The sequence below is a fragment of the Salinibacterium sp. genome, assembly GCF_031364185.1.
GTDB lineage: Bacteria > Actinomycetota > Actinomycetes > Actinomycetales > Microbacteriaceae > Rhodoglobus.
Genome location: NZ_JANLVV010000313.1, coordinates 1 through 20185, shown reverse-complemented (window position 1 = coordinate 20185; position 20185 = coordinate 1). Strand labels below are relative to the sequence as shown.

At 65.5% G+C, this 20185-nt stretch carries 24 protein-coding genes; 6 read left to right on the top strand and 18 right to left on the bottom strand.

From position 1 onward, the window contains the following. A partial coding sequence (locus tag RMN95_RS13685) for a PLP-dependent transferase (protein WP_309617464.1) occupies positions 1-268 on the top strand: 268 nt, incomplete at its 5' end. A 131-nt stretch (positions 269-399) separates the two neighbouring features. Here RMN95_RS13685 and RMN95_RS13680 read toward each other — a convergent pair. Next, positions 400-648 (bottom strand): antitoxin, encoded by a 249-nt coding sequence (locus RMN95_RS13680; protein WP_309617463.1) that lies wholly within the window; start codon positions 646-648, stop codon positions 400-402. Positions 649-730: 82 nt separating this feature from the next. Then, positions 731-1300 carry an isochorismatase family protein gene (locus tag RMN95_RS13675; protein ID WP_309617462.1) on the bottom strand — a complete coding sequence of 190 codons (570 nt, stop codon included), beginning with the start codon at positions 1298-1300 and terminating at the stop codon, positions 731-733. 281 nt (positions 1301-1581) lie between these two features. Between RMN95_RS13675 and RMN95_RS13670 the strand changes: the two genes are divergently transcribed. Further along, complete coding sequence (locus tag RMN95_RS13670; protein ID WP_309617461.1) at positions 1582-1803, top strand: hypothetical protein; 222 nt, start codon at positions 1582-1584, stop codon at positions 1801-1803. Between the two features lie 156 nt (positions 1804-1959). Here the strand turns inward: RMN95_RS13670 and RMN95_RS13665 are convergent, their stop codons facing one another. Then, positions 1960-5433 (bottom strand): proline dehydrogenase family protein, encoded by a 3474-nt coding sequence (locus tag RMN95_RS13665; protein ID WP_309617460.1) that lies wholly within the window; start codon positions 5431-5433, stop codon positions 1960-1962. A gap of 120 nt (positions 5434-5553) precedes the next feature. Here RMN95_RS13665 and RMN95_RS13660 point away from each other — a divergent pair, with 120 nt between their 5' ends. After that, positions 5554-6438 (top strand): LysR substrate-binding domain-containing protein, encoded by an 885-nt coding sequence (locus RMN95_RS13660; protein WP_309617459.1) that lies wholly within the window; start codon positions 5554-5556, stop codon positions 6436-6438. 105 nt (positions 6439-6543) lie between these two features. Here RMN95_RS13660 and RMN95_RS13655 read toward each other — a convergent pair whose 3' ends face one another. Then, a complete protein-coding gene (locus RMN95_RS13655) occupies positions 6544-6870 on the bottom strand; it encodes an antibiotic biosynthesis monooxygenase (RefSeq protein ID WP_309617458.1) in 327 nt (108 codons plus the stop codon). Between the two features lie 68 nt (positions 6871-6938). Continuing rightward, entirely contained in the window at positions 6939-7517 is a 579-nt protein-coding gene (locus RMN95_RS13650; RefSeq protein ID WP_309617457.1) for an NAD(P)H-dependent oxidoreductase, read from the bottom strand. A gap of 75 nt (positions 7518-7592) precedes the next feature. Here RMN95_RS13650 and RMN95_RS13645 point away from each other — a divergent pair, with 75 nt between their 5' ends. Together RMN95_RS13645 and RMN95_RS13640 are read left to right on the top strand one after the other, a co-directional pair. Further along, on the top strand, positions 7593-8096 hold the full coding sequence (locus RMN95_RS13645) for a MarR family winged helix-turn-helix transcriptional regulator (RefSeq protein ID WP_309617456.1): 504 nt from the start codon (positions 7593-7595) through the stop codon (positions 8094-8096). Then, the gene (locus tag RMN95_RS13640; RefSeq protein WP_309617455.1) at positions 8089-9627 is read left to right on the top strand and encodes an NAD(P)/FAD-dependent oxidoreductase; all 1539 of its coding nucleotides are present in this window, start codon (positions 8089-8091) and stop codon (positions 9625-9627) included. The genes RMN95_RS13645 and RMN95_RS13640 overlap by 8 nt, the downstream gene beginning before the upstream one ends. Before the next feature lie 14 nt (positions 9628-9641). On the opposite strand, the gene RMN95_RS13635 is transcribed toward RMN95_RS13640, so the two are convergent. The 7 genes from RMN95_RS13635 to RMN95_RS13605 all read right to left on the bottom strand — a co-directional run bounded on the left by RMN95_RS13635 (position 9642) and on the right by RMN95_RS13605 (position 14896). After that, the gene (locus tag RMN95_RS13635; RefSeq protein ID WP_309617454.1) at positions 9642-9791 is read right to left on the bottom strand and encodes a hypothetical protein; all 150 of its coding nucleotides are present in this window, start codon (positions 9789-9791) and stop codon (positions 9642-9644) included. 101 nt (positions 9792-9892) lie between these two features. After that, complete coding sequence (locus RMN95_RS13630) at positions 9893-11725, bottom strand: LamG domain-containing protein (RefSeq protein ID WP_309617453.1); 1833 nt, start codon at positions 11723-11725, stop codon at positions 9893-9895. Beyond that, complete coding sequence (locus RMN95_RS13625; protein ID WP_309617452.1) at positions 11722-12198, bottom strand: hypothetical protein; 477 nt, start codon at positions 12196-12198, stop codon at positions 11722-11724. Before RMN95_RS13625 ends, RMN95_RS13630 begins: the two co-directional genes overlap by 4 nt. Then, entirely contained in the window at positions 12195-12722 is a 528-nt protein-coding gene (locus RMN95_RS13620) for a hypothetical protein (RefSeq protein ID WP_309617451.1), read from the bottom strand. Before RMN95_RS13620 ends, RMN95_RS13625 begins: the two co-directional genes overlap by 4 nt. An 82-nt stretch (positions 12723-12804) precedes the next feature. Further along, positions 12805-13281 (bottom strand): hypothetical protein, encoded by a 477-nt coding sequence (locus tag RMN95_RS13615; protein ID WP_309617450.1) that lies wholly within the window; start codon positions 13279-13281, stop codon positions 12805-12807. Between the two features lie 168 nt (positions 13282-13449). Next, positions 13450-14379 carry a DNA-3-methyladenine glycosylase family protein gene (locus tag RMN95_RS13610; protein ID WP_397545111.1) on the bottom strand — a complete coding sequence of 310 codons (930 nt, stop codon included), beginning with the start codon at positions 14377-14379 and terminating at the stop codon, positions 13450-13452. A 163-nt stretch (positions 14380-14542) separates the two neighbouring features. Continuing rightward, entirely contained in the window at positions 14543-14896 is a 354-nt protein-coding gene (locus RMN95_RS13605) for a DUF4190 domain-containing protein (RefSeq protein ID WP_309617448.1), read from the bottom strand. Positions 14897-15030: 134 nt separating this feature from the next. On the opposite strand from RMN95_RS13605, the gene RMN95_RS13600 reads away from it, so the two are divergent. Continuing rightward, positions 15031-16056 carry a 6-phosphofructokinase gene (locus RMN95_RS13600; RefSeq protein WP_309617447.1) on the top strand — a complete coding sequence of 342 codons (1026 nt, stop codon included), beginning with the start codon at positions 15031-15033 and terminating at the stop codon, positions 16054-16056. A 42-nt stretch (positions 16057-16098) separates the two neighbouring features. Here RMN95_RS13600 and RMN95_RS13595 read toward each other — a convergent pair whose 3' ends face one another. The 6 genes from RMN95_RS13595 to hemB form a co-directional block, all read right to left on the bottom strand. Beyond that, entirely contained in the window at positions 16099-16863 is a 765-nt protein-coding gene (locus RMN95_RS13595) for a uroporphyrinogen-III synthase (RefSeq protein WP_309617446.1), read from the bottom strand. Between the two features lie 64 nt (positions 16864-16927). Continuing rightward, complete coding sequence (locus tag RMN95_RS13590) at positions 16928-17152, bottom strand: DUF3618 domain-containing protein (RefSeq protein ID WP_309617445.1); 225 nt, start codon at positions 17150-17152, stop codon at positions 16928-16930. After that, positions 17149-17565 carry a phage holin family protein gene (locus RMN95_RS13585; RefSeq protein WP_309617444.1) on the bottom strand — a complete coding sequence of 139 codons (417 nt, stop codon included), beginning with the start codon at positions 17563-17565 and terminating at the stop codon, positions 17149-17151. The genes RMN95_RS13590 and RMN95_RS13585 overlap by 4 nt, the downstream gene beginning before the upstream one ends. Before the next feature lie 7 nt (positions 17566-17572). Continuing rightward, on the bottom strand, positions 17573-17878 hold the full coding sequence (locus tag RMN95_RS13580) for a YtxH domain-containing protein (RefSeq protein WP_309617443.1): 306 nt from the start codon (positions 17876-17878) through the stop codon (positions 17573-17575). A 152-nt stretch (positions 17879-18030) separates the two neighbouring features. Next, a complete protein-coding gene (gene hemL, locus RMN95_RS13575; RefSeq protein ID WP_309617442.1) occupies positions 18031-19320 on the bottom strand; it encodes a glutamate-1-semialdehyde 2,1-aminomutase in 1290 nt (429 codons plus the stop codon). Next, on the bottom strand, positions 19317-20185 hold an 869-nt coding region (hemB, locus tag RMN95_RS13570), incomplete at its 5' end, for a porphobilinogen synthase (protein WP_309617441.1). The genes hemB and hemL, both read right to left, overlap by 4 nt.

Genomic DNA, 20185 nt, shown 5'->3' with positions numbered 1-20185 from the left:
CTCGGGTGCTGGCGCACTCATCGCCCTCGATCTGGCGGGCGGGTATGACGCGGCAGTGCGCTTCACCGAGGCGCTTCGGCTGGTGTCGCACGCCGTGTCGCTCGGCGGAATCGACTCGCTGGTGCAGCATCCCGCGTCGCTGACCCACCGACCGGTGGAGGCTTCGGCCAGGCCCGGTGCGGGAATCGTGCGACTCTCCATCGGGCTCGAACACGTCGAAGACCTGCTCGCCGACATCCTGCAGGCCCTCGAGCACTGCCAGCGCTGAACAGCGGCCTGCCAGACCCAGGCGCGGCACGCGCGCGAATGGCGCGCTTGCCGCGACCGGGTGACCGACGGAGCTGACTACGTCAGCGGTACTCGCCCGCTCAGCGCTGCTGTCCTGCCTCGCGGCGCGACCTACTTTTCTGTGCCGACCGCGCCGTCTGCAGCATCCCGAGCGCCGTCGATCTGCTCGGCGAACTTGCCACCGGTGATCTTGTCGGCCACTCCGGCAACCCCATCGAGAAGCTTGTCGCTGATGTCTTCGGCCTGCTGGCTGTTCAGAGCGTCTTTGACCTTGTTGTCGTTGAGAAACTCCTGCGCCTTGCCCGTGATGTCCTCGAGTCCCATGATGTTCTCCTCGTCGCTAAGAGTGCCTAACGGCACTTCTACAGTGTGGTCGGAGAGAGGGAATTACGCCACCCTCGGCGTGCGCCGCCTCTCCGGAATCGGCCACGCCACGGCGTGCCTACTGGCCTGAAGCTGCACCCCCGAACACCACGTCGCTCGTGCTGGTGACGCCCGCGGTCCGGCCCGGCGCCGACTGGTACTGCCAGTAAAGGTTGACATTCGCAATGGCGGCGTCTGGCGTTGGCGCCCCCCACTCGCTGAGGTCGCTGGTGGTGTGCGCGTCGCCGACGAGGGTCACATCGTAGCCACGGGTGAACGCGCCATGGATGGTCGACCGGATGCACGCATCCGTCTCAGCGCCGACCACAACGAGCCGCCCAACCCCGGCACCCGCCAACACCTTTTCGAGATCTGTCGCCTCGAACGAGTCACCGTACAACTTGTGCACCAGCGGCTCGGTCTCGCGCCGCGACAGCTCGGGAACCAGTTGCCAAACCGTGCTCCCCTTCGCCAGCTCAGCGTCGGAATGCTGCACCCACACCACGGGGACGCCCTCGTCACGTGCCCTGTCGACGAGAGAACCAATTCGCGAGACGACAGCATCCCGATGCCAGGCCTCACGCACCACCCCCTCCTGCACGTCGATCACAAGAAGTGCGGTGTTGGGCCGATCAGCCAGTGTGCTCATGCGCTCAGGCTAGGACGGGGCACAGACATCCACAATCATCATGACCACAGCGGTCGCCACCGACGGAACTTCGGCCGAACAGGGGCGATAGCGACAACTCAGAACGCACTTGTAGCCCTTCAACTTCACGTGACGGGGCCACGACTGCGCTCTCGCTGTGGATGTCGCGGCACAAGAGCTGCGGCGGCAGCGAGCGGCGCCCTGCCACTGTGTGCTCCGCTTTCGCGCCGTTCTGGGACTCATCCATTCTGCTCGAGGTGGCGAGTGCCACACTGAGCCCCATGGATATTGCGCAATGGTGGCCAAAGCTCGAGTCGTCGACGCAGAAGTGGCTGGTCGACAATAACGGCGACACCATACCCCCGCACGTGATCGTTGAGATTGCCGCGGCGGGAGGGCCCGGCGGCGGGCTCTCCGACACGGATCTCTCCGACGGCGGGCTCTCCGACGCCGATGTCGACTGGGTAGAGGCCGTCGCCAATGAGGAAACTCCGAACAAATAGTAGCGGTGACGTTAACTGAGAGCGCAGTCTTGGCCGTTCCGACTCACGCGACGGGGCCACAGTTGCACTATGAATAGTGGATGCCACGGCAAGAGCTCGCGTGAGCAGCCACCGCGGCGCAGCCCCGGCGGCGCGGCCGCGCCAGCCCCCGCGCGCCTACTCGACCCGCAGCCCCGCCATCTCGGGGTCAGGGTTACCGAAGCGGTGCGCGGTGATGCTGATCGCCTGCTCGTGCAGGAACGGAAGCAGCTCGATGCGGCCCGCGGTGGTGACCGGTCCGCTCCATACCGCAACATCCACATTGCCGTGCAGCGCCTCGGCCAGCGCGAGTGGATCTCCGCCGACGAGCCGCACGCGGGCAGTGTCGAGCGTGCGCACGCGCGCCAGCCACGCGGCATCCGACTCGACGGTGAGCTCACCCACCAGCACGGCGGCGGCCGGATCTCCGAAGGTCTGCACCAGGGGCGTGGGCAGGGGAACGGCAGAGCTGACGTCGACGGCGGCTCCGGCGCGGCTCGCAGCCGCGAGTAACCGCACGATGTGGCCGAGCGGCTCGCCCTCGCTCAGGCGCAGGGTGACGGGCACCGGCCGGTAGCGGAACACGTTGCGTTCGACGCCGAGAGCCGAGACATCCCGAGCCACACCGAACTCGGCAGCCCACGCCTTCTCGTCGCTCTGGGCGGCGCGGCGAACGCGGTCGAAGTCGGGGAAGTCAAGGCCGGCCTGAGCCTTCTTGATGACGGATGCCACGCGGTCAGAGATCCCCGGAAGCAAGATGTCATTGCGGGGCTCCGCTTCAACAGCGCCCCACCGCCCGAGCGTGAGCACGTAGTTCGGGCCGCCAGCCTTCGCCGACGTGCCCACCGTGGACCGCTTCCAGCCGCCGAACGGCTGGCGCCGCACGATGGCGCCGGTGGTTCCGCGATTGACGTAGAGGTTGCCCGCCTCTACCGTGTCGAGCCAGCGCGCGACCTCGACGGTATCCAGCGAGTGGATGCCCGCAGTCAGCCCATAGTCGACAGCATTCTGCAGCGCAATGCCCTCGTCGAGCGTGGCCGCGGTCATGACGCCGAGCACGGGACCGAAGTACTCCGTGAGGTGGAACTCGCTGCCAGCGGCAACTCCGGCGCGCACCCCCGGCGACCACAGCTTGCCCGACTCGTCGAGACTCTTCGGCTTCACGAGCCAATGCTCGCCCTCCGACAGCGTTGTCAGCGCGTGCAGCAGTTTCCCGGAGGCGGGCTCGATGATCGGGCCCATCTGGGTGGTCGCATCCTGGGGGTAGCCCACGCGAAGGGTGGTCACCGCGTCGACCAGCTGGCGGCGGAACCGCTCGCTCGAGCCGACGGAGCCCACCAGGATGACCAGCGACGCCGCCGAACATTTCTGCCCGGCATGGCCGAAGGCGCTCCTGACGACATCCGCCACCGCCAGGTCCAGGTCGGCGCTCGGGGTGACGATGATCGCGTTCTTGCCGCTGGTCTCGGCCACCAGCGGCAGGTCGTGCCGCCAGGAGCGGAAGAGCTCGGCGGTCTCGTAGCCGCCGGTGAGAATGACGCGGTCGACGGCAGGATGCGACACCAGCTGCTGCCCGAGTTCGCGCTCGCCCACCTCCATCAGGGTGAGCACATCGCGCGGCACCCCGGCCTCCCACAACGCCTCGACCATGACGGCGCCGGCGCGACGGGCAAGTCCCGCGGGCTTGATGATGACGCCGCTGCCCGCGGCGAGCGCCGCCAGTACGGAGCCCGCGGGGATGGCGACCGGGAAGTTCCACGGCGGTGTGACGACGGTCAGCCGCGGCGGGGTGTAGACGGCGTCGGTGATCTGGTCGAGTTCGAGGGCGCGCTCGGCATAGTATCGGGCGAAGTCGATGGCCTCGCTGACCTCGACATCCCCCTCGGCGATGGTCTTGCCGGTCTCGCTGGCCATGACCTCAATGAGCCGACCACGGAACGCGGCGAGCACGTCGCCTGCGTCGCGGAGCACTTGGGCGCGCTCGGCCGCGGGCAGGGCACCCCAGCGGTCGCCGCCCTTCACGGTGTCGGCGATGCGCCGGTTCAACACCTCGACGTCGTTGACCCTGGCCGCGTCGATGGTGGCCGCGCCCAGAATCGAGGTTGCACTGCGCTTGATCACGCCCTTCGCCCAGGCCCTGTTGGCCGCAATCGACGGATCGGTGTCGGCTTCGTTATCGAACCCGTGCGACGTGGAGACCTCGAGCGTGTGCGCGCGATCCTGCACCCGGTTCGACGGGGGAACCGTGTCATCCAACTGCACCAGGGAGGCCAGGAAGCGCTGCTCTTCGCGCTCGAAAACGTGCGGATTGGCCGCCAGCTCGAAGACGCCAGACATGAAGTTCTCGGTCGATGCGTTCTCCTCGAGCCGTCGGATCAGATAGCTGATCGCGGAATCGAACTCGCGAGGGTGCACCACCGGTGTGTACAGCAGCAGGCCGCCGACGTCGCGCTTAACGGCGTCAACCTGCCCGGTCGCCATGCCGAGCAGCATCTCGAACTCCACGCGGTTCTCAACGCGGCGCTGCTTCGCGAGCAGCCAGGCGTAGGCGACATCGAACAGGTTGTGACCGGCGACCCCGATGCGCACGGCGTCGGTGCGCTCCGGGGTGAAGGCCCAGTCGAGCACGCGCTTGTAGTTGGTGTCGCTCTGCTGCTTCGATCCCCAGGTCGCCAGCGGCCAGCCGTGCACGGCTGCGTCCACCTGTTCCATCGCGAGGTTGGCACCCTTGACCACCCGCACCTTGATTCCCGCACCGCCGCGAGCCCGACGTGCGGTCGCCCACTCGGTCAGTCCCTGCAGGGCGGCCAGGGCATCCGGCAAATATGCCTGAAGCACGATACCGGCCTCGAGGTTACGCAGTCGGGGCTGGTCGAGCAGTCTCTCGAAGACCGCAATGGTGAGGTCGAGGTCTTTGAACTCCTCCATGTCGAGGTTGATGAATTTGGCGGTGGGGGATGCCGCGGCCAGCTCGTACAGCGGAGTCAGCCGCTGCACCACCTCGGCCACCATTTCGTCGAACGCCCACATCGAGAGCTGGCTGGCCACCGACGACACCTTGATGGACACGTAGTCGACGTCGTCACGCGAGAGTAGGGCGCGGGTGCCCTCCAGGCGGCGGTTAGCCTCTTCATCGCCGAGCACGGCCTCCCCGAGCAGGTTCAGGTTCAGCCTGATGCCCCTGGTGCGCAGCTTCCGCAGCGTCTTGTCGAGCTTCTCGGAGGTCGCGTCGATGACGAGATGCCCCACCATGCGCCGCAACACCCAGCGCGAGATCGGCACGATTGGCCAGGGGATGATCGGCGCGAATCCGCCGCCCGCGACGATCGCTGCACGCAGGTACCACGGCAGGAACGAGGGGATGCTGTGGCTGAGCTTCTCGAGGTTGCGGCCGGCGACCCGCAGGTCGTGCGGGCGTACTACCTTGTCGACGAAGCCGATGGTGAACGCCAGACCTTTCGGGTCTTTGAGAAGGCCCGCGAGCCTGGCGGCGCTGGCGTCTGCCTTCACCGCAGAACTCTCCGCGAGCCAGCGGCCCACGGTCGCGACGGTGTCATCGGCGAGGTCGGTGGGGGTGCTGCTCGCGTGGGAATGCTCGAGTGACATGCTCATGAGGATATTCCCTTGCTATCTGTGGGGCCGATGGTTTCAGTCTGCTGGCCCGAGTATGCGTAGCAAAAGCGATGGTTAGTGCACAATATCCATTAGAAGAATTTAGTGAATGGATGCCCCATGCTCGATGTGCGCCGACTGCGCCTGCTGCGCGAACTCAAGCTGCGGGGCACCATCGCCGCCGTTGCGGCCGCGCTCTCGTACACTCCGTCGTCCGTATCGCAGCAGCTTGCCCTGCTCGAGTCCGAGGCGGGAGTTCCCCTGCTCGAGAAGTCTGGACGCCGGGTGCAGCTCACGCCCCAGGCCGAACTCCTGGTGCAGCACACCGCCGTGCTGCTCGACCGGCTTGAACTGATGGAGTCGGAGCTCGACCAGTCACTGACCGAAGTCACCGGAACTGTGCGACTGGCGGTATTCCAGTCGGCGGCGCTCGGCATCATCCCGCAGGCGCTCACTATCTTCGGGGCGGAATACCCACAATTGCGCATCGAGGTCACCCAACGCGAACCCGAGAGCGCCCTGTTCGAGACCTGGACACGCGAGTTCGACCTGGTCATCGCCGAGCAGTATCCGGGCCATGCGGCCCCGCGTCAGGCCGACCTCGACCGGGTCAGCCTGGGCGAAGACGCACTACGACTCGGCGTCCCGCCGTGCTTCACGGGCACCTCGCTGACCCAGGCGCGTGACAGCGCCTGGGTAATGGAGCCCCGCGGCACCGCATCCCGGCACTGGGCCGAACAGCTGTGTCGCCAGGCCGGATTTGAGCCGGACGTGAGATTCGAGACGGCAGACCTCCAGGCACAGATCCGGCTCATCGAGAGTGGGCATGCGGTCGCCGTGCTGCCGGACCTGGTGTGGGCCGGACGCGCGCCGGGCATCCGGTTACTGGAACTTCACGGCGAGCCGAGGCGCACTATTTTCACCGCCGCGAGGCATGCCAGCGCCAGCAGACCCGCGGTCAAGGCCTCTCGAGATGTGCTGGCACGGGCGGTCGAGTTCGTCTGAACTACCCTCTGCCGAACGCCGGTTCGCGATCTCAGAGTGCACTAGTGGCCCCGTCCCGGCAACAGGAGGGGCCATTAGTGCACTCTGACTTCGCCTTCAGGCCGTCTAGGCCGAAGTTCCGCCCGCGATCGCGTATGACCACAGCTCACTGCTCACGCCGACGTGAGCCGGAGCGGGCTGCCCCGAACGCTCCGCCTCGCTGCGGTGTCCGTGCCCGAAGGCGGGGGAATTCACCCAGGCCTGGAACGACTCCTCGTCGGCCCAGCGCGTGATGACCAGCCAGGTGTTGCGGTCATCGGTGGGCTGCAGCAGCTCGAATCCTTCGAAGCCGGCCTGGCCGTCTACCGCCCCTGCGCGCGCGGCGAACCGCTTGGCGAGCTCGTCTCCGCTGTCGGCGGCGACGGTGATGGCGTTGATCTTGATGACGGTCATGGCAATCCTTTGCGAGGTAGGAATGGTGGGCTCACTCCATCCTCACACCGCACGCTGAACGTAGGAGCCTAGTGAGACGCTCCGTCACGCACACCTTTGAGCGCGCCAGACCAGGACTCCACCTGGTCGAACATCTCGGTCAGGTTCGACTCAAGGCTTGGCGCGGCGTTGCCCGATGCGAGATTGTCGTAGTCCGTCGCAAGTGACACTCCCACCTGGGCTCGTACGTCTGCGATCTGAAGTTCGCCGACGATGAGTCGAAGGTGCTCGACCGCACGCGCGCCGCTCGCGTTATAGCCGTAGCTCACGAAACCAGCCGCTTTGTTGTTCCACTCGCGGTACAGGTAGTCGATCGCGTTCTTCAGCACGCCGGAGGTTGAATGGTTGTATTCGGGGGTGACGAAGATGTAGCCGTCGTACTTCGCGATCGTTGCAGCCCAGACTTTCGTGGGCTCGTGAGCGTACTGGCCCATCATCGGGGGCATCGCCTCGTCCAGATGAGGAAGCGGGTGGTCGGCGAGATCGATCAGCTCGTAGCTGGCCCTGCTTCGATTTGACGCCTGTTCGAGAACCCAACGTGCGACCTTTTCGCCCTTGCGCCCAGGGCGAGTGCTGCCAAGGATGATTCCAATCTTCAGCTCAGACATATTTTCCTTTCATAGTTGACACGTCACGCTAACCTGATTTTAGATGACATGTCAACTAAGTAGTAGAATGATGTTATGAAAGACGCGGAGTATCCGGGAGAGCAGGAACTCTGGCGCGTTTTCTCGGCGATGCGCCGCCAGCTAGAGCTCGCAATGGAGCGCAGGTTGCAGTCCGACGCGGCTATCTCCACCGCCGACTTCGACATCCTCTCTGCACTCATCGAAGAGCCCGGACACCGCCTGCGTTCTGGTCGGATTGCCGACCTCATCGGCTGGGAACGCAGCCGCGTCTCGCACCAGATCACCCGCATGCAGCAACGCGGCCTCCTTCACCGGCAGGAGTGTGGCGACGATGCTCGAGGAGTGTGGATCGCACTGAGCGCCAATGGCCGTCGCTCGGTTCTCGGTGCGGTGGATGAGCATCGCGCTGCCGTACGTGAGTACTTCTTTGACGCGCTCACCGAGGAGGAGAAGGCGACGATCGCTGAGGCATCCCGCAAAGTACTCGACCGGATCAACCCGCCGGTCTGCGATGAGATAGCTCCCTCCTCGGCTCCCCGGGCCCGCGCGAATGTCTGACCTGCGCGACGTCGTCATCGTCGGCGGTGGCCACAACGGCCTCGCCGCCGCCACCTACCTCGCTCTCGCCGGCAAGACAGTGACGGTGCTTGAGCGACTTGACCACGTGGGCGGGGCCGCCGTGTCCACCGCTACGTTCGAGGGGGTTGATGCCCGGCTCTCGCGATACTCCTACCTCGTGTCCCTGCTTCCTGCGCGCATCATCCGCGACCTGGGTCTCGACATCACCCTCGCTCGCCGTCGTTACTCCTCCTACACTCCCGTCCCCGGAAGCTCCAGCGGCCTGCTGGTGGACAACGTGGATGCCGCCGCCACCGCCCGCGCACTCGGCGGTGACGCCGCGGCCTGGACCACGTTCTACGAGGGCACGGCGAGACTGGCTCGTACCCTTTTCCCGACGGTCACCGAACCGCTGCTGACCCGCACCGAGGCTCGCGCCGCCGTGGGGGACGATGCGCTCTGGTCACGACTCATCGACGATCCCATCGGCACCACCATCGCCGCAACCTTCGCCGACGATCTCGTGCGCGGCGTGGTGTTGACGGATGCACTGATCGGCACCTTCGCTCCCAACGTCGACGAATCCCTCGCCGCCAACCGCTGCTTCGCGTACCACGTGATCGGCGGCGGAACGGGCGACTGGGATGTGCCGGTCGGCGGCATGGGCGCTGTTACGGGCGAACTGGCGAGGGCGGCACGCATCGCGGGCGCCGAGATTTTGACCGGCGCCACGGTGACGGCCATCACACCGGACGGCGAGGTCACCTACCGGATTGACGGCAGTGAACACACCCTGGGCGCGGCCTGGGTGCTTGCCAACGTTGCACCCTACGAGCTGGAGAAACTGCTCGGCAACCGTCCCGACGATCGCCCCGAGGGCGCCCAGGTCAAGCTCAACCTGCTCGTCTCACGGCTGCCGCGGCTGCGCGACGCGAATGTCGACCCGGCGGCGGCGTTCGGTGGCACGTTCCACATCAATGAAACGTGGTCACAGCTCGATACCGCGTTTGCCGCCGCAAGCACGGGCGCGGTGCCGAGCCCGCTGCCCTGCGAAATCTACTGTCATTCGCTGACCGACCCCAGCATCCTTTCACCAGAATTGCGCGCATCCGGTGCCCAGACCCTGACCGTGTTCGGCCTGCACACCCCTGACCGGCTGGTCACCGAAGCGAACAACGACGCCATGCGCGCGACCCTGCGGGCGGCCGCGATCGATTCGCTCAACTCTGTGCTGGCCGAACCGATCGAAGATCTACTACTGGTGGATGCCTCGGGGCAACCCACCCTCGAATGCAAGACGACCCTCGACCTCCAGCACGCACTGAACCTCCCCGGAGGCAACATCTTCCACGGCCCGCTGGCCTGGCCGTTCGCGGAAGATGATGCCCCCCTTGCGACCCCGGCCGAGCGCTGGGGCGTCGCGACGGCGCATCCTCGGATCCTGCTGTGCGGGGCGGGGGCGCAGCGCGGAGGCGGCGTGAGCGCGATCGGCGGCCACAACGCGGCGATGGCCGTGCTCGAGGCATCCTGAGCCGAAGCGGTTCGCTACGCCCACTCGCTGGGGGCAGCTTCCCGGGTGAGCGGCAGCACGATGCTGTTGCTCCAGTCGACGACCCACTCCATGATCGAGAAGTACACGCCATTATTCATGTGCCCGAGCACGTCGAGGTCGGTCGGAAGCACTCTGATGGTCACGCGACCCACATCGTGTAACCCCCACACCGTTCGGCGACAACGGCGGAGCATGTGGATGAGGGTCCGGACGAGCATGTGCAGCGGGTCAGGCCATCCCGCCGTTATGGCAGGATGCCAACCTGGTAGTGATCCTGGACTGTCGCGAGCGTGAGCGGCGCGTTATAGATCGCTATCTCGTCGAGGTTGCCCGCGTAGTGGCTCGTCCCCGCGGCGGCAGACGTCTGAATGTGACCAAAGGAGATCTTGGCCGAAGCATTCAACGGCTGCGTGCCGCCCGTGCCGGTCGCCACCTGCGCTCCGTCGATATACAGCACGAGAGATGCGGATGCCGCGGTGCGAGTGAAGACCACGTGATGCCATGCATTGTTGTTGAAACCAGCGGCCGACAGAATTGTGCTGTCCGGATTTCCGGTGCCAGCCGCAACCCTGCCGTTTGCCATGAGGGAGATGCCGAAGTCATTGGAAATCCCGCCGACTTCGGCGTCGACCAGTCCCGCTCCGTCGTACCAATTGGTGGAGTTGCCGCGGCCCTGGGTTGACTTGAACCAGAACTCGATGGAGAAGTCGTTCTGAATCTGGCGGTTAATCGTGCCATAGTCGTCGACCCCGTCGAACAGCACCGATGTGTTCGTGTCGGTCCCGGGGGCTCCGGCCTGGCCTCCGAGCGGCGCATTGACGTAGGTTCCGTTATTGGCGGCGGGCATGCTGTCAGCGATAGTGGTGTTGGTATCGGCCATGCGGTAGTAGTTGAGAATTCCGCCGGTCGCCGCCACCGTTGTCGAATATGAACGCACGGTTACTATCGCCGCGTTGGAGGGGACGGTGGTGGTGAGATTTCCCACGCTGTCGGTGAAAACATACTGGTAGCGGTAGCAGAATCCCGCTGGCGTGGCCACCGTCTGCGCGGTGGGAAGTGTCGCGGGGCTGGTGATGTGGTCGATGTAGCTGCCAAATACGCCGCAGGTACTGCCGGTCAGTTGTGCGATGGAACGCTGGAGAATGCGACTTCCCGCGACGGCGCCTGATTCCGCATCAGAGATCGCGGCGAGGCTGATCGACTGCGTCTTGGACGTGGTGGTTCCGTTGAGGTAGCTGATCGCGCCGCCAGTCGGGGCGGTATTGTCCGGCTTGATTGCGATGGTGGCGCTGGCGGTGTTGCCGTAGTTGTCTACGCCGGCGACACCCACTACTGGCGCACCCGTCGCATTGGATGTCCAGCTGAAAGCGTTGGAGACGAACGGCCCGCCGACGGGCGTCGACACGGACGAGGGCGTGTGGCTCCATCCCGTTGTCGTGCCTCCGAGCCCACCGGTGTTGCTCGACGCAGCCCCAGAGCCTCCCGCGTCTGTGAGTGCGTTGGAGAGCGTGAACGACCCCGCCGCGTCGTTGGTTCGCACCCAGACGGTGTCGCCGTTCTTGACGACACGAGCGTTGCTCGGAGTGCTCACGCTGATGTTGTTGACCGGAGCCGTGGTGTCGGTACGAACCTGGGTGCTCGCGGTTCCCTGGACACCGACCCAGTTCTGCAGCAGAGGGGTGATTCGATACGTCCAAAGTCCATCGGGAACGCCATTCTCGATGCAGGTGGTGGCGGTGATCGTGCCCGCGCACCCCGCCAACGTCGACTGGGCGACATTGGCAGAGTTGTAGCGAGTGACGGCGTATCCGGTGACTGCGACACCGTTCGAGAGTGTCGTTGCGGTCCAATTCACCGTCACCTGGTTCCTGTTCGCCACAGTTGCCGTCGGTGTGGAACCCGAGTTGACGGTGGCGGCGCTCGCGGCCCCGACGCTCGTGGCGGAGGTGTCAACCGACCAGTACGCGGAGGCGGGGCCGGCCACCACGATCGGGGGGAGAAGGGCGACCATGGCGGCGATGGCAACCAGGCGTGCAGCCGATCCCGGCCGACATATCGCTGCGCGTGCCGCGATCATGGCTGTGCCTTGAGGTAGACGGTCACAATGACGCCCTGGCACGCGTTGGCGGCATTCGCGGCCATGGCCAGAGCATCGGGCATCGAGATCGCGAGTGAGCCATTTCCGGGGATGGTCCAGCCAACGCCCCCGTTCGACTGCGTTGTAAATCCGAACGTTGAGACCGGGCATCCACTGTGTGCGGCATCGACGGTGAACCCATTCGTTCCGCGCGTGGTGTCGAGCGCAAGGGAACCGATGCGCACGCTCGCGCCATTGGTGTTGTTTGCGGTCGTCGATACTTTCGCTGTGCCAGCAGGATAGAGTTCCGCCGAGACGGAGCCCGCTGTCAGTGTGATGGCGGCGGTTGTGCCCGCCGCTCCCGCTCCGTTTCCGGCTCCCGGTCCGCGCCAGAAGGCGGCTGCCGTGCCCGCCGCGGCACCGAGCAGCCCGACGCAGGCGGCGATGGTGAGAATGCGCATCCTGCGGCTCATCGTGTTTCCCCGGTGGCGGTATAGCTCAGTATCAGGGTGGCGTCTTTGCACCCGTCCTGGTTCGTGCTGGTGTTGAGCATCGCAACCTGCGGCCACGACGCTTCATCCAGGCCGAGCGCAGACAGTGTTGTCGCGGACCGAGCGGGCAGCGCGATGGTTCCCGTCGCAGGTGTCGTCGCGAAGTCGCCCGCGGTGCAGGGCAACGCCGCCGTCTCGTTTGGTGCCTTCACCGATTCAACTGCAACGGCAAGATCCCGGATGCGTAATCGTTGGCCGTAGGGATTCTTTAGTTCCAGATCGAGCGACGACGATAACCCGGGCCGAAGCGGTGCATCGAGTGAACCCGAAATGGAAAACGACTCGATGTCAATGTCGATCGGCAGCGTGTCCTTACCCGTGGAGATCGACCCGGTTCGGTTGTCACCGCCGGTGATGCACGCGTTCACGCCGACGAGTGTCACGACGCCCAGCAGACCGATCAGGAACGCCAGCGCCATACGCCGGGGCGCAGTAGCTGCAGTCATCATCGGGTCCTGACGTCGCGGGGGAACGAGAGCAGAAGGGGGGTGGATGACGCGACCCCATGGCCGCATCATCCACTCATGCTCAGTTGGAGGTGTACGTGAACGTCAGGGTCGCATTCTTGCACGCGTCCTGGTTCGTCGCCTTATTGTTGAAAACGACGGTGGCTCCCGAGAACGCGCCGACGCCGTTGCCCGCGGGCACCTGCGCCGCGACCGTCATCGGCGAACCCGCGATGGTGTAGTCGGTTGCATCGCAGGTTCCCACAGGCGCGCCGACAGCCTTCGTCACCGTTCCCACCGCGACCGTCACCTGATTCACGTAGACGCTGCCGGTGTTGGGGTTGTTGAAGTTTCCGCTCAGCGCCTGCGGTGCGCCGCCGGGCTTGAGGTCAGCGACCGCGGAGGTCTGATTGATGGTGATGGCCTGGTTGGTGCCGGTGGCCCCGTTTCCGGTGCCCGTTCCGGTGTTCGTCCAATAGGCGACTGCCGCGCCGCCAACGCCGACGAGCAGGATGGTCGCTAGCACGATGGCGAGCGGCTTTTTCGATGTGGTGCGCATGATGTGCCCCTAAAAATGAGATTAAGAAAAAAGCACACCAACGGCGGCCCCCTGTTCGTGCCTGATGGCCTGAACTTTTCTCAGTCTAGACGAGTCGGGGTACATGGCCTAGCCCCTCAACAGCGGACTCGGCCTGTACCCGTTAGCCCGCTGCCTAGGCGTCTCGTCTCAGTGCGCGCGATGGTCCTGCACGGTCATCCGAGGGCCGAAGCGCGGCTTGGCGAATCCGCTAGCCTCGATCAGCCGCATCACGCGCTGGCGATGGCCCTCCCAGGCTGACAACAGCTCGAGCATCCCATCATCGTCTACAGGCCTGCCGACGAGAGCCCAGCCCACCAGCGCGGGGAGGTGATAGTCGCCCACGCTCGGCGAGTCGGGGTCGCCGTGGGCTCTCTGCGTCGTCTCCGCCGCGGTCCACACGCCGATACCGGGAATGCTGCGCAGTTTTTTTGCCACCGCGGCACCGTCACGGCCGTGGTCGATGGTTCGCTCGAGGGATGCCGCGACCACCGCCGCGCGCAACGCCGTGGCAGACCGCTCAGGTCCGACCCCAGCGCGGTGCCACTCCCACGACGGCACCCGTCGCCAGGTCTCGGCCGCGGGGAACACCATCATCCCCGCCGGAGCAGGCCCCGGGGCAGGCTCGCCGTACTTCGTGATGAGAACCCGCCACGAGTGCCTGGCTTCCTTGCCCGTCACCTTCTGTTCGAAGATCGCGGCGGTGAGCATTTCGAATACCTGCCGGGTTCGCAGCAGTCGCAGCCCCGGATTGCGACGCTGGGTTTCGGCAAGAAACGGGCTGCTCGAGACATTCAGCTCGCTCCAATCGTCTCCGCTGCCGAGAAGTTCGGGCACACCCTCGATGGCCCACTCCGCTCCGGGGCCCCACGCCGTCGCGTCGACCCCATGCTGTCGACGTTCGAGATGCAGTGTCGCGCCGCCCTGTGGGGTACGCAGGGTGCGCCAGTGCCCTGACGTTTCCACTCGAAACGTCGGATCGAATTGACCGCGGCTCAGCGGTCGCAATGTTTGCGACAGACTTACGGGCTGCTCAGGCGCATATGTGGTGGAGAGCGGGGCTTCCGCGGCACGGCCCATCGCACTGGTCACAGTACGACCATACGTCCACCCGCCGACGGGAGCATGGCAGCACGAACGGCGGGCGCGCTCCACCGCACTGTCTGCGTCACGCTGTACTAACGCACGCTGGCTTAACGAAGTGACGCCCCGGACTCATCCGGGGCGCCGCATTCTGCCGAGACTATGGGCAGGTGACGGTCACACCGGTATCGGTCGTGTAGACACCCGAGTCGAGGCCGGCGCACTGCGACGAGATCAGGGCGGCTGCCGCGGCAATCGCGGCAATCACACCGATGATCCACAGCGCCGTGATGACGAACCCGATCACGATGGCCACAGTGGCTGGCGTGTTCTTGGTGCCGACCTTCTTCGACTGGCTCTTCGCGACGAAACCCAGGATGATCCCAATCACTGAGAAGAAGATCGCGACCGGGATTGCGACGATGCCGAGCGTCTTGCCGGGGAACGTTGCCGGGGTGGCTGCCGCCGCGTAGGTGGGAGCCGGCTGGGCCGGGGGAATGATGGGATCGGTCATAGTGTGCTCCTGATGGTGAGAATTTCTGAACAGTGGTGTTCAACGGGCCGACTATATCGTCGCGCGAGCACTGAGCGCTATGGATAGGGCTCCCCGTCACGGCGTGTTGGTGCAGATGCACCATGATGGATTGCATGAAGATCGGAATCCTCACCAGCGGGGGCGATTGTCCCGGGCTCAACGCCGTCATCCGTGGTGCCGTGCTCAAGGGCACCCAAATTTACAACCGCGAGTTCGTGGGGTTCCGGGATGGATGGCGCGGGGTGGTCGATGGAGACGTCATCCCCCTGGAGCGAAAAGACATCCAGGGCATCAGCAAGCAGGGCGGGACGATCCTGGGAACATCGCGGACCAACCCCTTCGAGGGAGATGGTGGCGCGGCGCGCGTGCAGGACAACATGGAGCGGCTGGGCGTCGACTCCCTCATTGCCATCGGAGGCGAGGGCACGCTTGCGGCCGCCAAGAGGTTGACGGATGCCGGCATCAAGATCGTGGGCGTTCCCAAGACGGTAGACAACGACCTCTCGGCCACCGACTACACCTTCGGTTTCGACACGGCGACCCAGATCGCCACCGACGCCATGGACAGGCTTCGCACCACGGGAGACTCGCATGGCCGATGCATGGTCGCCGAGGTGATGGGTCGCCATGTTGGCTGGATCGCGCTGCATTCCGGGATGGCCGCTGGCGCCCACGCCATTCTCATCCCCGAGCAGAAGACGAGCATCGAACAGATCTGCGCGTGGGTGAAATCCGTGATGGACCGAAAACGCGCACCACTCGTGGTCGTCGCCGAAGGCTTCAAACTCGACACCATGGACGATGCACATTCTGAGCGCGGGCTCGACGCATTCGGTCGGCCTCGGCTCGGCGGAATCGGCGACATCCTCGCCCAGGAGATTGAGGCTCGCCTTGGCATCGAGACTCGCTCAACCACTCTCGGGCACATCCAGCGCGGTGGCACCCCGACGGCCTACGACCGCGTGCTCGCTACCCGCTACGGCATGGCGGCCGTCGACTCGGTCATCCACGGGCGATGGGGTCGCATGGTCTCTCTCCGCGGAACGACCATCACCCACGTTGCCTTCGAAGACGCGCTTGGCAAGCTGAACGTCGTGCCACAGTCGCGCTATGACGAGGCCGCCATCCTCTTCGGCTGAGCCGCACTCGATCGCGGTCGGAGAGAGGCCGATCAGCCGCGACTACTCGACGCTGCCGGGGCTGGCGTATTCGACCAGTGCGGCGATCAGTGAATCGGCCGAGCGATAGTCGGCAATCACATCCACACTGAGCCCGGCCGCCCGTGCGTCGAACGCGGTGCGTGGGCCTATGCAGGCGACGACCGTGGTTTCGGGCAGCGGTACCAGCTGGGCCGCAATCTGGCGGGCAACCGATCCCGAACTCACCAACAGGGCTCCGATGCGACCGGATGCCACATCAGCGCGAACGGCGTCAGACACCGGCACCCCCACCGTGCGATAGGCCGAGATGAACTTGACGTCCAGGCCGAGCCGACCGAGACCCGCGACCAGGTTTGGCTCGGCGATGTCCGACTGTGGCACGAGCACGCGACCACTGATGGCGGTCTTCGGCCATTCCTTGACCAGCCCGCGCGCAGAATTGTCGACGACCGGAACGAAGTCTGCCTGGTACCCGGCGAGCGACAGTGCGGCAGCAGTGGTTTCCCCCACAGCCGCAATGCGAGTTCCGGGCGGGATCTTCGCACCCTGCCCCACGAAGACATCGACAGTCGTGGCGCTCGTAATGACAACCCAGTCGAACTGGCCATCCGAGAGTTCATGCATGGCATTGACCAGCGCCGGGCCGTCATCGGCGCTGGCAAAATTGATCATGGGCGCCACCACGGGGATAGCGCCGAAGGATCGGAGGGTGGCCGCGACACCGTCCCCCCATTTACCGCCTCGGGGAACCAGCACACGCCAACCGCTGAGCGGTTTGGCTGTCATGCCACCATCTTCCTCGACCACACCCGCACAAGCGAATCGCGGCTCAAGACCGACCGAGCCCGAATTAGTCGTCGTTGCTGAGGATCGCCCAGGCAACGATACCTACGACAACCACGGCTGCGGCCAGGCCGCCGATGATCCACGGCACCGGGTTGGACTCGTAGGAGCTCTTCGCCCTCTCGGTAAGCTCGCCCATCCGCTTGGGCACGTTCAATTTATCCTCGATGGCGTCGAGGGTCGCCTCGAGCTCTGCGCGGGATGCTGCAATCCGGGATTCGACGTCGCTCATGAGGTCACGTTCCTTTCGGTGCCCTTGATGGTGCGGACATCCTTTTTGATGCTCTTTATCGTGTCGGTGGGGGCGGGCGGAACGCCCTTCTTAAGGGCGCCAATTCCGGCCAGGGCGAGAATCACCGCGATCACGAGGATGACTCCGCCGACGATCAACGCGGCGGCCCATGCGGGAAGCACGGTGGCCAGCCCCAGAACGGCCGCGGCGATCAGCACCATGAGCGCGAAAAGGGCAATAAAGACGGCCCCGGCCAGCAGGCCGATACCAATGCCGGCACTCTTGAGCTTTCCGGCGATCTCGTTCTTCAGCGACTCAAGTTCATTGCGTACCAGGTCGATGAGCAGGGTGGGAAGGTTCCCGATGAGTGTGAAGAGCGAGCGCCTGGACGTCTCGCCGCGTTCGCCTGTCATAGGGTGCCTACTTCGTCGGGGTCGTCGAGCGGGTCGACTTCGTGGCCGACTTACCCGACGTTCTAGTCTCGGCCGACTTCGAGCCTGACACCTGCCGAACAACCTTCTTCGCGCCGTCGGCAAGGAAGTCCGCGACATCCGGAGCCTTGTCTTTCACGAAATCTTCGGCGGAGTTGACCCGCTTTTGCACGCGAGGGCTGCTCCAGAACTTGTCTGCGGCGGCGGCGATCCTGTCATAACTCTCGCGCCCCGCGCGGGCACCCAGCACGTAGCCAATGCCTACTCCGACTACCAGGAGAATCTTGCCCTTCATACGTGCACTCCACTCTCTTTGCCGGATACCACGTCACCCGTACGCTTCAAACATAGTGCCGCCGGCCTCGCGAGGTCGGCGAGTGAAGTGGGGTTCCCTCGCAGCGGGTCGGGCGCTAAGGTGCGCATTCTCTTCCGGCAATACGGGTGATCTCAAGCCGCGGCGGCGGCTTTCGCGGCGGCAGGCAGAGCGCCAAGCACTCGCGACACAGCGGCGTCATCATGGGCCGCCGAAACAAACCACGCCTCGAACACACTGGGCGGAAGCGACACCCCCGCATCGAGCATCGCGTGGAAGAAGGGCGGGAAACGGAACGCATCCTGGGCCTTCACGTCGGCGTAGTTGACCGGCGGGGTATCGCGGAAGGCCACGGAGAACAGATTGCCGGCATGCTGCACGCTGTGCGCGACGCCCTCGGCCGACAGCGCCGCCGACAGCGCACTGGAGATGGTGGATGCCGTCGCATCGACATGACTGTAGACCGCAGCATCCGCGGCCCGCAGTGTCGCAAGACCGGCCGCGACGGCCACCGGATTGCCGCTGAGCGTGCCCGCCTGATACACCGGCCCGAGCGGCGCCAGCATGTTCATCACCTCGGCGCGCCCCCCGAGGGCGGCCAGCGGGAGCCCGCCGCCGATGATCTTGCCGTAGGTGACCAGGTCGGGCTGGTAGCTCCGGTCGAGCCCCCACCAGCCAGCCGGGCCCACTCGGAAGCCCGTGAGCACCTCATCGATGATGACAAGAGCACCGTGCTCATGAGCGATGCGCGTCACCTGCGCGTTGAAGCCATCCAGAGGCGCTACAACGCCCATGTTCGCCGCGGCGGCCTCGGTGATGATCGCAGCAATCTCATCGCCGCGCTCCGCAAATAGGTGCTCAACGGCAGCTATGTCGTTATAGGGGATCACGATCGTCTGCGCCGCGATGGCCGCGGGCACACCGGCGGAGCCCGGGATCGAGAGGGTAGCAAGTCCCGAGCCTGCCTCGGCCAGCAGGCCATCGGAGTGACCGTGGTAGTGCCCGGCAAATTTCACTAGCAGGTCACGACCAGTGAATCCGCGGGCCAGGCGGATGGCCGTCATAGTCGCCTCCGTCCCGGTCGAGACCAATCGAAGACGCTCGATCATCGACCCGACGCGATCGATCACGAGCTCGGCGAGCTCGGATTCTCCCGAAGTGGATGCCCCGAAGCTGAGCCCGCGCGCAGCCGCCTGCTGCACCGCCTCGACCACCGACGGATGCGCGTGCCCCAGAATCGCCGGGCCCCAGGAGGTGATGAGGTCCACGTACTCGCGACCCTCGATATCGGTCACGTAGGCGCCCCTCGCCGACACCATGGAGCGCGGCGCGCCGCCGACCGAACCGTACGCGCGCACCGGCGAGTTGACCCCACCCGGCAGAACAGCCTGTGCGCGGGCGAAGGCCTCTTCGTTGGTGGTCATACTGTGCTCCTTATGCTGCGCGCCAGTTCACTGGCGTAATAGGTGAGCACGGCGTCGGCACCCGCCCGAACGATGCTCGTCACCGATTCGAGTACGGCCCGCTCGCGATCGATCCAGCCGTTGGCGGCGGCGGCCTCGATCATCGCGTACTCGCCCGAGACCTGGTACGCCCAGACCGGCACGGGGCTGGAGCCGGAGGCATCCGCCAGCACATCCAGGTAGCTCATCGCCGGTTTGACCATCACCACGTCGGCGCCCTCGGCAACGTCGATCAGCACTTCGCGCGCACCTTCGCGACGATTGGCCGGATCAAGCTGGTACGTGCGCCGATCGCCCTGGAGCGTCGACTGCACGGCCTCGCGGAAGGGGCCGTAAAACGCCGAGGCGTACTTCGCGGCGTAACCGAGTAAGGGGGTTTCGGTAAAATCGGCGGAATCAAGGGCATCCCGCACTGCCGCAACCTGGCCGTCCATCATGCCGCTGAGACCCAGAAGCTGCGATCCGGCCTCGGCCTGGGCCACCCCCATGTCTCGGTAGCGCTCAAGGGAGGCGTCGTTGTCTACCCGGCCACGGGCATCCAGCACGCCGCAATGGCCATGGTCGGTGAACTCGTCCAGGCAGAGATCGGTTTGCACGACCAGGGCATCGCCGGCCTCGGCAACCGCGGCGCGCGTGGCGAGATTCAGGATGCCCTCAGGGTCGGTTGCCCCGCTGCCCACCGCGTCCCTGTGCTCGGGAACCCCGAACAGCATCACGCCGCCGACGCCCAGATTTGCGGCCTCGGCAATCGCGCGACGCATCGAGTCGAGGCCGTGCTGTACGACGCCGGGCATCGACGAGATCGGCATTGGCTCGCTGAGGCCCT

What these genes read in the sequence shown, in the direction of transcription:
- RMN95_RS13675 (WP_309617462.1), bottom strand. Translation starts at nt 1,300, where the DNA reads ATGAGCACACTGGCTGATCGGCCCAACACCGCACTTCTTGTGATCGAC.
- RMN95_RS13670 (WP_309617461.1), top strand. Translation starts at nt 1,582, where the DNA reads ATGGATATTGCGCAATGGTGGCCAAAGCTCGAGTCGTCGACGCAGAAG.
- RMN95_RS13665 (WP_309617460.1), bottom strand. Translation starts at nt 5,433, where the DNA reads ATGAGCATGTCACTCGAGCATTCCCACGCGAGCAGCACCCCCACCGAC.
- RMN95_RS13660 (WP_309617459.1), top strand. Translation starts at nt 5,554, where the DNA reads ATGCTCGATGTGCGCCGACTGCGCCTGCTGCGCGAACTCAAGCTGCGG.
- RMN95_RS13655 (WP_309617458.1), bottom strand. Translation starts at nt 6,870, where the DNA reads ATGACCGTCATCAAGATCAACGCCATCACCGTCGCCGCCGACAGCGGA.
- RMN95_RS13650 (WP_309617457.1), bottom strand. Translation starts at nt 7,517, where the DNA reads ATGTCTGAGCTGAAGATTGGAATCATCCTTGGCAGCACTCGCCCTGGG.
- RMN95_RS13645 (WP_309617456.1), top strand. Translation starts at nt 7,593, where the DNA reads ATGAAAGACGCGGAGTATCCGGGAGAGCAGGAACTCTGGCGCGTTTTC.
- RMN95_RS13640 (WP_309617455.1), top strand. Translation starts at nt 8,089, where the DNA reads ATGTCTGACCTGCGCGACGTCGTCATCGTCGGCGGTGGCCACAACGGC.
- RMN95_RS13630 (WP_309617453.1), bottom strand. Translation starts at nt 11,725, where the DNA reads ATGATCGCGGCACGCGCAGCGATATGTCGGCCGGGATCGGCTGCACGC.
- RMN95_RS13625 (WP_309617452.1), bottom strand. Translation starts at nt 12,198, where the DNA reads ATGAGCCGCAGGATGCGCATTCTCACCATCGCCGCCTGCGTCGGGCTG.
- RMN95_RS13620 (WP_309617451.1), bottom strand. Translation starts at nt 12,722, where the DNA reads ATGACTGCAGCTACTGCGCCCCGGCGTATGGCGCTGGCGTTCCTGATC.
- RMN95_RS13615 (WP_309617450.1), bottom strand. Translation starts at nt 13,281, where the DNA reads ATGCGCACCACATCGAAAAAGCCGCTCGCCATCGTGCTAGCGACCATC.
- RMN95_RS13610 (WP_397545111.1), bottom strand. Translation starts at nt 14,379, where the DNA reads ATGGGCCGTGCCGCGGAAGCCCCGCTCTCCACCACATATGCGCCTGAG.
- RMN95_RS13605 (WP_309617448.1), bottom strand. Translation starts at nt 14,896, where the DNA reads ATGACCGATCCCATCATTCCCCCGGCCCAGCCGGCTCCCACCTACGCG.
- RMN95_RS13600 (WP_309617447.1), top strand. Translation starts at nt 15,031, where the DNA reads ATGAAGATCGGAATCCTCACCAGCGGGGGCGATTGTCCCGGGCTCAAC.
- RMN95_RS13595 (WP_309617446.1), bottom strand. Translation starts at nt 16,863, where the DNA reads ATGACAGCCAAACCGCTCAGCGGTTGGCGTGTGCTGGTTCCCCGAGGC.
- RMN95_RS13590 (WP_309617445.1), bottom strand. Translation starts at nt 17,152, where the DNA reads ATGAGCGACGTCGAATCCCGGATTGCAGCATCCCGCGCAGAGCTCGAG.
- RMN95_RS13585 (WP_309617444.1), bottom strand. Translation starts at nt 17,565, where the DNA reads ATGACAGGCGAACGCGGCGAGACGTCCAGGCGCTCGCTCTTCACACTC.
- RMN95_RS13580 (WP_309617443.1), bottom strand. Translation starts at nt 17,878, where the DNA reads ATGAAGGGCAAGATTCTCCTGGTAGTCGGAGTAGGCATTGGCTACGTG.
- hemL (WP_309617442.1), bottom strand. Translation starts at nt 19,320, where the DNA reads ATGACCACCAACGAAGAGGCCTTCGCCCGCGCACAGGCTGTTCTGCCG.